Below are 11,200 nucleotides of genomic sequence, written 5' to 3'. Positions count from 1 at the left end.
GCGCCGTTCCCGGACCGCGGATGGGGTCATCGGCGTCGACCTGGGCGTGAGCAGCGCCGCGACCCTGTCGACCGGCGAGAAGATCGCCGCGCCGCGCCCCTTGAAGGCGGCGCTGCGCCGGGTACGCATCCGCAGTCGCCGCCTGTCGCGCAAGCTGAAAAGGGCCAAGGCGGCCGCCGGGATCACAGGCCGGATCCCGAAGGGCACGCGGCTGCCGGTGTCGAACAACCGGACCAAGGCAAGCAAGGCACTGGCGCGCCTGCACGCCCGTATCGCGCGGGTGCGCCACGATTTCCTCCACAAGCTCACCTCCCGTCTCTGCCGCGAAAACCAAGCGGTCGTGATCGAGGACCTGAACGTGAAGGGCATGCTGGCCAACGCGCGCCTGTCACGCGCGATCGCCGACGTCGGTTTCTACGAAATCCGGCGCCAGCTGCAGTACAAGGCGCTGCGCTACGGCACGGAGCTGGTGCTGGCGGACCGCTGGTACCCGTCGAGCAAGCTGTGCTCCAGGTGTGGCACGAAGAACGGCGGTCTCGCCCTCGGCCAGCGCAGCTGGACCTGCAGCGGGTGCGGCGCCGACCACGACCGCGACGTGAACGCCGCGATCAATCTGCAACGGCTCGCCACCGGCGCCCTCGCGGCGGCAAGGGCGCTACCCGTGGCGAGCCAGGCGGTAACGCCCGGCACTGCCGCCGGCTTGCTGCCGGCGGGAGGCGGGAAAGTCACGCCTGTCAGGTACGAGCTCGGTCAGCAGGACGGCTCGGGGCAGGAAGAGAACGGTGAACACTTTCGTCCACGTTTTCGATAGCAGCCGCTTGTTATCGTCGCAAAACTGTTTATGCGTAGCTGCGCAGGCGCAGCGAAAAGTCCTGCAGCGACTTGATGCCCGAGGCTTCGGCGCGTGCGCACCAGTCCTGCAGCTGCTGCAGCAGCTGGTCGCGGGTTGCATGCGAACGCTCCCAGATCGCGCCCAGTTCCACGCGCATCTGGTGCATAGTTTCCAGCGCCTTGCTGTGCTGGAACAGCTCGACCAGTTGCTGCTTCTGCGACGACTCCAGCTTGGCCGGTTCACGCTGCATCAGCTTGCGCGAGCTCTTCAGGAAGCGCGCTTCCAGCTCGGCCTTGTGCTTCAGGTGCTCGAATTCCTCATGGAAAGCATGGCGCACCGACTTGGCATACTTGGCCATCACGTCGTAGCGGTTGGCGATCACCGACTGCAGGGTGTCGAGGTCGGCCACCATCTTGTCCTTGGCGAACTTCGGTGCCGGCGCGACCTTTTTCACCTTGGCCAGGCGCAGGGTTTCCAGGATGCGGATGTAGCCCCAGCCCAGGTCGAACTCGTACCACTTGCTCGACAGCTTGGCCGAGGTGGCGAAGGTGTGGTGGTTGTTGTGCAGTTCCTCGCCGCCGATCAGGATGCCCAGCGGGAAGATGTTGGTGGCCGCATCGCTGCAGTCGTAGTTGCGGTAGCCCCAGTAGTGGCCGATGCCGTTGATGATGCCGGCGGCGGTGATCGGGATCCACATCATCTGGACCGCCCACACCGACATACCGACGATGCCGAACAGCGCGACGTCGATCAGGAGCATCAGCACCACGCCCATGGCGCTGTGCTTCGTGTACAGGTTACGCTCGATCCAGTCGTCCGGCGTACCGTGGCCGTACTTCTCCATCGTTTCCTTGACCTTGCTCTCGGCGCGGTACAGCTCGGCACCTTCGAACAGCACCTTGCGGATGCCGCGGGTCTGCGGGCTGTGCGGATCCTCTTCGGTATCGCACTTGGCGTGGTGCTTGCGGTGGATCGACGCCCATTCCTTGGTCACCTGGCCGGTGGTCAGCCACAGCCAGAAGCGGAAGAAATGGCTCGGGATGGCATGCAGGTCCAGGGCGCGGTGCGCCTGGTGACGGTGCAGGTAGATCGTGACAGCAGCAATCGTGATGTGCGTCAGTACGAGCGTGGCGAAGAAAACCTGCCAGCCGGTGAAGTCCAGCAGGCCGGTGGACAGGAACTGCAGCACGGCATGCGCAGTCTCGCTACTAAAGAAATTCATTCAGTCTCCATTGGGTGTTGCGTCAACGCACTGTTCATTCACATCGTCACGCAAGCCAGTATTTTACGCGGTTCTAGTGTCACACGGCACTCCAAGATGCCCGAATTCATGTAGGAATCAAGCTTGATTGGACGTGCGTGCCACAACCGATGTTATATGGGCATCAAGGAGGCGCGTATCCATGGACGGATGACCAAGTTTGATTTCGCCCGCATGGACAAGTGCATAAATCTTCTTGTTCACCTCGGAGATCGGCCCGCCCTGCCCGTTTTCCGGGTCGCCCAGCCAGAAACCGACTTCGAGCTCGTAACCATCTTGCGTGAAAGCATTCAGCAGCACGTTCGGCGCCGGTTCTTCCAGCACCCGCGGCACGCCGCGCGGCAGGGCTTCCAGCAGCGGCATCACCACGCTCAGGTCGCTGTCGTAGGACACGGTCAGCTTGGTGACGGCGCGCACGTTGCGGTTGGTCGAGGACTGGTTCAGCACCACGCCCGTGATCAGCATCTCGTTCGGCAACAGGGTCTGGGTACCGTCGGCACCGCGCAGCACCGTGTAGCGCGTATTGATGCGCGCCACCTTGCCGGAATATTTATCGAGCGTGATCGGATCGCCGATGGTCAGGCTGCGTTCCAGCAGGATGATGAAGCCGGACACGTAATTGCTCGCGATACGCTGCATGCCGAGACCGAGGCCGACGCCCAGGGCGCCGCCGAATACCGACAGCACGGTCAGGTCGAGGCCCGCCTGCCTCAGGCTGAACAGCACGGCGACGAGGATCAGTACTGCCCGGCTCATGCGCGCCAGCACCACCCGGCTCGAGGTGTGCATGCGCTCGACCTTCATCAGGCGCTCTTCCAGTGCGGCGCCCGCCCACAGCGCCAGCATCATCAGCACCACGATCGACACGATGCCTTCGACCAGTTCGGCCAGCGAGGTCCCGTCTTTGCCGATTGGCAGTTTAGTGTTATCGAAGAAGCGGATGACGTCCGGCAGCGCACCGACGATATGCAGGGCGACGACCAGCCACACGCCCAGCGCGAAGATCTTCTCGAAGGTCTGCAGCGCTTCGCCCAGTTGGCCGTGACGCCCGAATATCCGCCGCAACAGATAGAAGAAGGTGCGGATGACTGCGAACGAAGAGGACAGCGGCACCGCGATATCGAGCAGGTGCACGCTCTGGTAGTTCGCCATGACGGCGCGCGTGACCACCAGCAGGCCGAGGATCAGCAGCGGCGGCAGCACGCGGCTGAAGCTGGCCATGCCCAGGCCGATCAGGCCGCGGTGCTGGTCCTGGTGGCTCGCCAGCCAGGACCGGTGCATCAGCCGCGCCAGGCCCCAGCCGACCGTCACGCACAGGACAATGGCAAGTGCCTGCCACAGGATGGCAGGCTTGTGGATGTCGCCGAGCAGGTCGGCCAGCAGTTGCTGGAGCGGCATGTTCCGGCGTTAAGCTTCTTCTTCGCCGGCCTCGTCCGCGGCTTTCTCCGCCTCGGCCGCCTTGGCTTTCGCCTTGCGCTGGAGCACGGCAGCGAAGAAGCCGTCGGTCTGGTGCTTGTGCGGCAGCATCTTGAGGTACTGGTCCATCTCGAGCGGAATCTTCTGCTCGGCCAGCACGTCCTTCATCGGCACCAGTTCGAAGTCCGGGTGGGTCGACAGGAATTGTTCGACGATCACGTCGTTCTCTTCGTTCAGCAGGCTGCAGGTGGCGTACACCAGGCGGCCGCCGTTCTTGACCAGGCGCGCCGCGCCGTCCAGGATCGCCGTCTGTTTTTCCTGCATCTCGGCCACGGCTTCCGGCTTCTGGCGCCACTTGACGTCCGGGTTGCGGCGCAGGGTGCCAAGGCCGCTGCACGGCGCATCGACCAGCACGCGGTCGATCTTGCCGGCCAGGCGCTTGATCTTGGCGTCGCGCTCGTGCGCGATCAGCACCGGATGCACGTTCGACAGGCCGCTGCGCGCCATGCGCGGTTTCAGCTTGGCCAGACGTTTTTCGGAAACATCGAAGGCGTACAGGCGGCCGGTATTGCGCATGGTCGCGCCCAGCGCCAGGGTCTTGCCGCCGGCGCCGGCGCAGAAGTCCACCACCATCTCGCCGCGGCGCGCGCCCACGATTTGCGCCAGCACCTGGCTGCCCTCGTCCTGGACTTCGATCGCGCCTTCCTTGAACAGCGGCAGGTTTTGCAGCGCAGGCTTTTTGAACACACGCAGGCCGAGCGGCGCGTAACGCATCGGCTCGGCCGCGATTGGCGCCTTGGCCAGTTCGGCCATCACGTCGTCGCGGTTGGCCTTGATGGAATTCACGCGCAGGTCGAGCGGCGCCGGGGTATTCAGCACCGCGGCCAGCTCGAGCGCTTCGGTTTCGCCGAACTGCGCCACGAATTTGTCGTACAGCCAGGTCGGCAGGTTGGCCTGCATCTGCGGCGGCAGCAGCTTGCGGTCGACTTCCTTGATGCGGGTAAGAAACTGCGTTTCGTCCTCGCTCAGGCCGCCGAGGGCGTCGATGCCGACGGTTTCGGACAGGCCCAGCAGGGCCAGCTTGCGCATCGAGGGCATGTTGCCGGCGCCGGCGAAATCGGTGAAGAAGGATTTGTTGCGCAGGACTGCGTACACCGCTTCCGCGATGACGCCGCGCTCGCGGCCGCCGAAGCGTGGATGGTCCTTGAAGTAGCGCGATAGCGTGACGTCGGCCGGCGATGTAAAGCGCAGTACCTCGCGCAATACCTCTTCCGTATTGCCGAGGATTGCTGGTGGCAATCTCATTGTGTTCCTTTGTTTAGATGCTTGTGGTTTCGGCGGGCGCTTCGTTAATGCGCACATCGCCGTTTTCAATACTGAGCCTGTCTTCGACGAACAGGCGCACCGCATACGGGTAGAGCTTGTGTTCCTCGACGAGCACGCGGGCGGACAGCGTGTCCTCGGTGTCATCCGGCAGCACGGGCACGCGCGCCTGCGCCACGACCGGGCCGTGATCGAGCTCGGCCGTTACGAAATGGACGGTCGCGCCATGTTCCTTCTCGCCGGCGTCAATGGCCTGCTGGTGCGTGCCCAGGCCCGGGAACAGCGGCAGCAGCGAAGGATGAATGTTCAGCATACGGCCGGCGTAGTGCTCGACGAAAGGCGCAGTGAGGATGCGCATGAAGCCGGCGAGCACGACGAGGTCGGGGGCGAAGCGGTCGATCGTTTCCTGCAGCGCCGCGTCGAACTCGGCGCGGCTTGCGTATTCCTTGTTGGCGACGACTGCGGTCGGGATGCCGCGGGCGGCGGCGAATTCCAGGCCCTTCGCTTCCGGTTTGTTGCTGATGACTGCCGCGATTCTGGCCGGCCAGCCTTCGGTTTCAAGGGCGCGCACAAGCGCTTCCATGTTGCTGCCACGGCCGGAAATGAGGATCACGATATTTTTCATACCCCGCATTGTACCGTATCGCCGGCGGGCAACCGCGGCGGGCGGGGGTAGGCTGGCCGTTCGAGGCTGTCTTAGGCCGGAATCGCGAACGAGTAAAATACGCGGAACGGGACCTTCTTCTCGGCCCAGAATTCCGCCGCGTCGCGGAACACGTCGAGCAGGTTCTCGCGTGCTTCCTTGTCGAATTTTTGCGCGCTTGGCAATTGTTCCAGCACGACGAGGAAGCCCGGCTGCGGACCGGCCTCGGCGACGGTCTCGGTGAGGCATTTGCGCAGCGCGTCGAAATTCTTGCTGCAGGGCTTGGGGAAATAAAAATTTTCGCCGATGCGGGCGCACACCTGCTGCTTGGTCAAGGTATTGGCACAATGTGCATACAAGAAGTGCTGACCAAGGCGCGCAGCCTCCTGCTGCAGCTCGACGACGCGAAAAGCGCGGATCGACTGCACAAGATTAGGCGGCACTCTCATCAACAAACTCATTTTTTCCTCATTTGACCAGGTCGGTATGATGTGGCACTTCTATTGTCGTTTCCTCGCGCCAATAAGACCTTGCTGTGTAAGGGTAACGTTTTGTGGTATTGGAAGCAACCCAAATGTGATTACAGGAATTGCGTTTGTAAAAAATGGTAGGACGACATCTGTATAAATAAGGCCATCGACAAGGTACCTGCCATTCTGGCGCTGGGAGAAAGATGGTTGCGCTGCTGTTACATTTTGTTGCCACGCAGATTCGTTGAGTCCGCCGGGATCGGATTACCATAGGAGGCATCAAAGTCCGGTCGGTTCCCTTCCCCCACCAGACTCGTCGATGTCTCCACTACGAGGTAGAACATGAACTTTCAAGCCAAACTGATCATCGCCGCCATGGGCCTTGCCGCACTGCCGCTGGCCCAGGCCCAGGATTTCGAAGACTTCGGCCGCGTGGTGCGCGTCCAGCCCCGCGTGGAGCAGATCCGCATGCCGCGCCAGGAATGCCGCACCGAGTACGTGCAGGTGCCGGTCGAGCAGCAGCGTGGCGTCGGCGGCGGGATCGTCGGCGGCCTCGTCGGCGGCCTGCTCGGCAACCAGGTCGGCAGCGGTAGCGGCCGGGTCGCTGCGACTGCGGCCGGCGCCATCGCCGGCGCCATGGTCGGCGACCGCGCGGAGAACAACAACCGCCCGCAAGGCGGCGTGCAGGAACAGGCCGTGCGCCAGTGCCGTACCGTCGACGCCTACGAGTCGCGCACCGCCGGCTACGATGTCACCTACGAGTTCCGCGGCCAGACCTACACCACGCTGATGAACCGCGATCCGGGCAACCGCGTGCGCCTGCGCGTGTCGGTGCAGCCGATCGATTATTAATACCCGCGCCGGCGCCAATCCGGCGCCACGGGTTCCCGCGCTTGCGCTGCGGGAACCCCTCCCCCGATAATAGGGCGATTCAACCAGGTTGCCCTATGCTCATCAAACGTAAATCCATCGAACAGGCCGAATCCTCGCGCCGTCCCACGCGCAAGCCGAAGTTCGCCCCCGTCACCTTGTCCGAACAGGACGGCGTCCGCTACCTCCACTTCGGTACCGAATGGGTGCAGGGAGCGATGCGCATCCGCAAGCCGGACTGGCCGGAACTGGAATACGCGCAGCAGATGATGGCCTGGATGCTGTTCATCGAATCACCGCGCGTCATCGTGCAGCTCGGCCTTGGCGCTGCCACCCTCACCAAGTTCTGCTACCGCAAGTTCCCGGAGGCGCGCGTCACCGCGGTCGAGCTCAATGCCGCGGTGATCGGCATCTGCGCCTCGATGTTCAAGCTGCCGCCCAAGGACGAGCGCCTGCAGGTGCTGGAAATGGATGCGATGGATTTCGTCCACGATCCCGACAATCACGGCGCGATCGACGTGCTGCAATGCGACCTGTATGACGCCACCGCGCGCGGGCCGGTGCTCGATACGCCGGAGTTCTACCAGGCCTGCAACGATTGCCTGTCCGAAGGCGGCGTCATGACGGTCAACCTGTTCGGCGACCACCCAAGCTACGCCAAGAACCTGAAGGCGATGAAATTCGCCTTCGAGCACGTAATCTGCCTGCCGGAAGTCCACGAAGGCAATGTGGTGGCGCTATGCTTCAAGAACCGCCCGCAACTCGACAAGGAAGCGCTTACGGCGCGCGCGGCGCAGATCGTGGCCAGTACCAAGCTGCCGGCGAAGACCTGGATCAAGGGTATTTTCGCCGCTGACTGAAGCAAACCCTCGGGAGCCGAACGTGAACACGAGTGCCATCCAGAATGCTGCCACATCGACTTCCAAGGCGCCGCGCCTGCGCGCGCTCGACCTGCAGTCGATTTTCTCGTGGCTGCTGGCGGACGGCATCGTCACCAAGGAACACGTCAAGGCGCAATTCGCCCATGCACAGGGCATCTTCAAGAATGCGGCCGGATCGATGCATCCGCTCACCGCAGTGGCCCAGTGCAAACTGGTCTCGGCCCAGCCGCCGCACCGGCTGCTGACGCTCGACGCGCTGACCGAATGGTGCGCGAGCAAGGTCGGCCTGCCCTTCATCCGCATCGATCCGCTGAAGATCGATTTCACCAAGGTGGCCGACATGATGTCGGCCAGCTATGCGGCGCGCTTCAATATCCTGCCGGTGGAAATGACCGGCTCCACGCTGGTGGTCGCGACGGCCGATCCGGCCAATGTCGAATGGGAAGCCGAGATCGCCAAGGTCTCGCGCCGCAAGATCGAACTGGTGCTGGCCAATCCGCTCGACATCGCGCAGTACATCTCGCAGTTTTTCAGCCTGGCCAAGACGATCCGCGATGCCAACCGCAGCACCGGGCAAGACCTGGCGATGCGCAACAACTTCGAGCAACTGGTCGAATTGGGCAAATCGAACAAGCAGTTCGATGCGAATGACCAGCACATCGTCAACATCGTCGACTGGCTGTGGAGTTATGCCTTTGAACAGCGCGCGTCGGATATCCACCTGGAGCCGAAACGCGAGTTCGCGGTGATCCGCTTCCGCATCGATGGCGTGCTGCACCAGGTCTACCAGGTGCCGGCCGTGGTGATGATCGCCATGACGGCCCGCATCAAGCTGCTCGGACGGATGGACGTGATCGAAAAGCGGCGGCCGCAAGATGGGCGGATCAAGACGCGTACCGCCGGCGGTCAGGAAGTCGAGTTGCGTTTGTCGACGCTGCCGACGGCCTTTGGCGAAAAGCTCGTCATGCGGATTTTCGATCCGGAGGTGGTCGTCAAGACGCTGCCGGAATTGGGCTTTCCGCCGGATGACGCGGCGCGCTGGGATGCGCTGACCAATCGGCCGCATGGAATTATCCTCGTTACCGGGCCGACTGGGTCGGGCAAGACGACGACTTTGTATACGACCCTGAAAGCGCTCGCGACCAGCGAAGTCAATGTGTGCACGGTCGAGGATCCGATCGAAATGGTCGAGGCCTCGTTCAACCAGATGCAGGTGCAGCCGGGGATCGACCTGTCGTTTGCGGATGGCGTGCGCGCGCTGATGCGCCAGGATCCGGACATCATCATGGTGGGCGAGATTCGCGATCTGCAGACGGCCGAGATGGCGATCCAGGCGGCCTTGACGGGGCACCTGGTGTTTTCGACGCTGCATACGAATGATGCACCCGCTGCGGTGGTGCGCTTGCTGGAGCTGGGGGTGCCCGATTATCTGCTCGAGGCGACGCTGATCGGGGTGATGGCGCAGCGGCTGGTACGCACGCTCTGCCCGGACTGCAAGGCGCCTGGGGGTGAACTGAGCGATGAAGTGTGGCAGGGCATTGGGGGAGCTTGGAATATCCCGAAGCCGGCTAGCGTGTACCGTCCGATTGGATGTCCGGAGTGCCGGCAGACTGGTTACCGTGGGCGCACCGGCATCTACGAGCTGCTGACAGTGAGTGAAGGATTCGCGCATGTCATCCGGGAATCCGGCGACATCCAGAAGCTGCGGCAGCAGAGCGTGGCTGATGGGATGAAGCCGCTGCGGATTGCGGGGGCGATGAAGGTGGTCGAAGGCGTGACTACGGTTGATGAGGTGTTGAAGGTGACTGCGGCGCTGGGTTGATGCTGGGTTGTGCAAAGGCACTAGCGCAAACCGGAACGTCCGGCTATAATGCTGCCTCTTTCGGGTCGTTAGCTCAGCTGGTAGAGCAGCGGACTTTTAATCCGTTGGTCGCAGGTTCGAATCCCGCACGGCCTACCACGAATTTAGCAGCAAACAATGAAGGCGTTACGAGTGATCGTGACGCCTTTTTTTTGTATCTGTGGCAGTCCTCTCTTCTACCTACTGTGCCGTACTTGTGACGCGCAGTAGCCCGTTTACTACCGCCGCGTGACGCGCCATGTGCGCCGGCGCCAGGTGCGCTTACCGCCGCACCATCGCGGCAGATTTCCAGCCGCCCATCTCCTGCAGGTCGTACAACGGCGTGCCGTTCTGGATCAGCCAGCTGGCCCAGGTGTGCCGCAGGTCGTGCCAGCGAAAATCCTTGATGCTGGCTCGCTTCAACGCATTGCGCCAGGCCTTTGTGTTCACGTACCTGATCGGGTTGCCCTTGTACGTGAAGACGCGCTCCGAGTGCTTGCCACGCTGGCCTTCCAGTACTTCCACCGCCAGGTCACACAGCGAAACGTGGATGTCCTCACCGCCCTTTGCCTCATCGGCTGCAAATCCAGGCTGTACGTCGCTCAAAGTCAACCTGCGACCATCGCAGACGTACCACATTACTCTGTCTTAGCCCGGTTACCAGCGCGAATAGTGCAATGTTCCGCTGGTGCTCAGGTAACGCTGCCAACAACCCTTTGGCCTGCTTGGGCGTGATCCACCGGACGCGGCGCTTCGGCTCCGGGTACATCTTCACTTTCGGAACCCGGTCGGTCCAGTCCCATTCGAGGCAAGCCTTACGCAAGATTGCATGAACTGTAAGCGTCTTCCCAGCACCGTCTTGAGCGCTGCAAGCAAAGACGAGATGATGCTTGCCACACCGCTGGGAAGCGGAGTTCAGCCGGCCAGGTTGGCGGCACAGTTCCAGGGCAGGAAGTCGTCGACCTGATTCACAGGATGATCGGCGATATGCGTTAGCACATGGCGCAACCAGGCTTCGGGGTCGATCCCGTTCAGCCTGGCCGTTCCAATCAGCCCATACATGGCAGCGGCGCGTTCGCCGCCGCTGTCGGCGCCGGCAAACAGGAAGTTGCGCCGGCCCAGCGCAATACCGCGCAGCGCCGGTAATCCCCCCATTTTTTAGAGCACGCTAAAAGTAGAGGTTAAGCGGCCAGTGCTAATTTCTGTTTTGGCGTGATACCGCCGAGTGCCATGTTGGGCCGGTCGTGATTGTAGGTCCACAACCAGTTGGTGGCAAATTCCTGGATTTCGTCGAGCGTCTCGAACAGGTGGTGGGCAAGCCAATCGTAGCGAACTGTCCTGTTGTAGCGCTCCACATAGGCGTTTTGTTGTGGCTGCCCAGGCTGGATGAAGTCGATACGGATGCCGCGTTTTGCTGCCCATGCCAAGGTCACTGCGCTGATGTATTCAGGACCGTTGTCGCATCGGATGGCTGCGGGCTTGCCGCGCCATTCGATGATCCGGTCGAGCGAGCGGATCACGCGCTCTGAAGGCAACGAGAAGTCGAGCTCAATCCCCAAGCCTTCGCGGTTGAAGTCGTCGATCACATTGAACAGACGGATGCTGCGACCGTCGGCAAGCTGGTCGTGCATGAAGTCCATCGACCAGCTCTGGTTGATCGCGGT

Annotated in this window: 12 protein-coding genes, 1 tRNA gene and 1 pseudogene; 5 read left to right on the top strand and 9 right to left on the bottom strand. The window is 62.4% G+C overall.

What is annotated here, in order from left to right:
• Window positions 1–811 (top strand): RNA-guided endonuclease InsQ/TnpB family protein (locus tag AC56LK_RS24975; protein ID WP_497187140.1); only part of this gene is annotated, 811 nt, incomplete at its 5' end.
• A gap of 28 nt (window positions 812–839) precedes the next feature.
• On the opposite strand, the gene AC56LK_RS24970 is transcribed toward AC56LK_RS24975, so the two are convergent.
• The 5 genes from AC56LK_RS24970 to AC56LK_RS24950 form a co-directional block, all read right to left on the bottom strand.
• Window positions 840–2,054 carry a DesA family fatty acid desaturase gene (locus AC56LK_RS24970; RefSeq protein WP_497187139.1) on the bottom strand — a complete coding sequence of 405 codons (1,215 nt, stop codon included), beginning with the start codon at window positions 2,052–2,054 and terminating at the stop codon, window positions 840–842.
• 117 nt (window positions 2,055–2,171) lie between these two features.
• Entirely contained in the window at window positions 2,172–3,491 is a 1,320-nt protein-coding gene (locus AC56LK_RS24965) for a mechanosensitive ion channel family protein (RefSeq protein WP_497187138.1), read from the bottom strand.
• A gap of 9 nt (window positions 3,492–3,500) precedes the next feature.
• Window positions 3,501–4,814 (bottom strand): RsmB/NOP family class I SAM-dependent RNA methyltransferase, encoded by a 1,314-nt coding sequence (locus tag AC56LK_RS24960; protein ID WP_497187137.1) that lies wholly within the window; start codon window positions 4,812–4,814, stop codon window positions 3,501–3,503.
• A 13-nt stretch (window positions 4,815–4,827) separates the two neighbouring features.
• Window positions 4,828–5,457 carry a phosphoribosylglycinamide formyltransferase gene (purN, locus tag AC56LK_RS24955; RefSeq protein ID WP_436104600.1) on the bottom strand — a complete coding sequence of 210 codons (630 nt, stop codon included), beginning with the start codon at window positions 5,455–5,457 and terminating at the stop codon, window positions 4,828–4,830.
• A 71-nt stretch (window positions 5,458–5,528) separates the two neighbouring features.
• On the bottom strand, window positions 5,529–5,936 hold the full coding sequence (locus tag AC56LK_RS24950; RefSeq protein WP_436104599.1) for a barstar family protein: 408 nt from the start codon (window positions 5,934–5,936) through the stop codon (window positions 5,529–5,531).
• Window positions 5,937–6,287: 351 nt separating this feature from the next.
• Here AC56LK_RS24950 and AC56LK_RS24945 point away from each other — a divergent pair, with 351 nt between their 5' ends.
• The 4 genes from AC56LK_RS24945 to AC56LK_RS24930 all read left to right on the top strand — a co-directional run bounded on the left by AC56LK_RS24945 (window position 6,288) and on the right by AC56LK_RS24930 (window position 9,656).
• Window positions 6,288–6,797, top strand: coding sequence for a glycine zipper 2TM domain-containing protein (locus tag AC56LK_RS24945; RefSeq protein WP_497187136.1), 510 nt, complete (start codon window positions 6,288–6,290; stop codon window positions 6,795–6,797).
• Window positions 6,798–6,892: 95 nt separating this feature from the next.
• On the top strand, window positions 6,893–7,675 hold the full coding sequence (locus AC56LK_RS24940; protein WP_497187135.1) for a spermine/spermidine synthase domain-containing protein: 783 nt from the start codon (window positions 6,893–6,895) through the stop codon (window positions 7,673–7,675).
• Window positions 7,676–7,712: 37 nt separating this feature from the next.
• Window positions 7,713–9,518, top strand: a complete 1,806-nt coding sequence (gene tfpB / locus AC56LK_RS24935) for a type IV pilus assembly ATPase TfpB (RefSeq protein WP_497187141.1) — start codon at window positions 7,713–7,715, stop codon at window positions 9,516–9,518.
• Between the two features lie 62 nt (window positions 9,519–9,580).
• Window positions 9,581–9,656: transfer RNA gene (locus AC56LK_RS24930), tRNA-Lys, on the top strand.
• 162 nt (window positions 9,657–9,818) lie between these two features.
• Here the strand turns inward: AC56LK_RS24930 and AC56LK_RS24925 are convergent.
• The 4 genes and pseudogenes from AC56LK_RS24925 to AC56LK_RS24910 form a co-directional block, all read right to left on the bottom strand.
• On the bottom strand, window positions 9,819–10,142 hold the full coding sequence (locus AC56LK_RS24925; RefSeq protein ID WP_497187134.1) for a site-specific integrase: 324 nt from the start codon (window positions 10,140–10,142) through the stop codon (window positions 9,819–9,821).
• A complete protein-coding gene (locus tag AC56LK_RS24920; protein WP_497187133.1) occupies window positions 10,108–10,305 on the bottom strand; it encodes a tyrosine-type recombinase/integrase in 198 nt (65 codons plus the stop codon). The genes AC56LK_RS24925 and AC56LK_RS24920 overlap by 35 nt, the downstream gene beginning before the upstream one ends.
• 146 nt (window positions 10,306–10,451) lie before the next feature.
• Window positions 10,452–10,676, bottom strand: a pseudogene (locus AC56LK_RS24915) (transposase domain-containing protein); the annotation flags it as partial.
• A 41-nt stretch (window positions 10,677–10,717) separates the two neighbouring features.
• Window positions 10,718–11,200: DDE-type integrase/transposase/recombinase (locus AC56LK_RS24910; RefSeq protein ID WP_497187132.1), on the bottom strand; the 483-nt coding region annotated here is incomplete at its 5' end.

The sequence above is a fragment of the Telluria sp. ZB4P36 genome (assembly GCF_059685865.1).
This window is presented reverse-complemented; position numbering and strand designations above follow the sequence as displayed.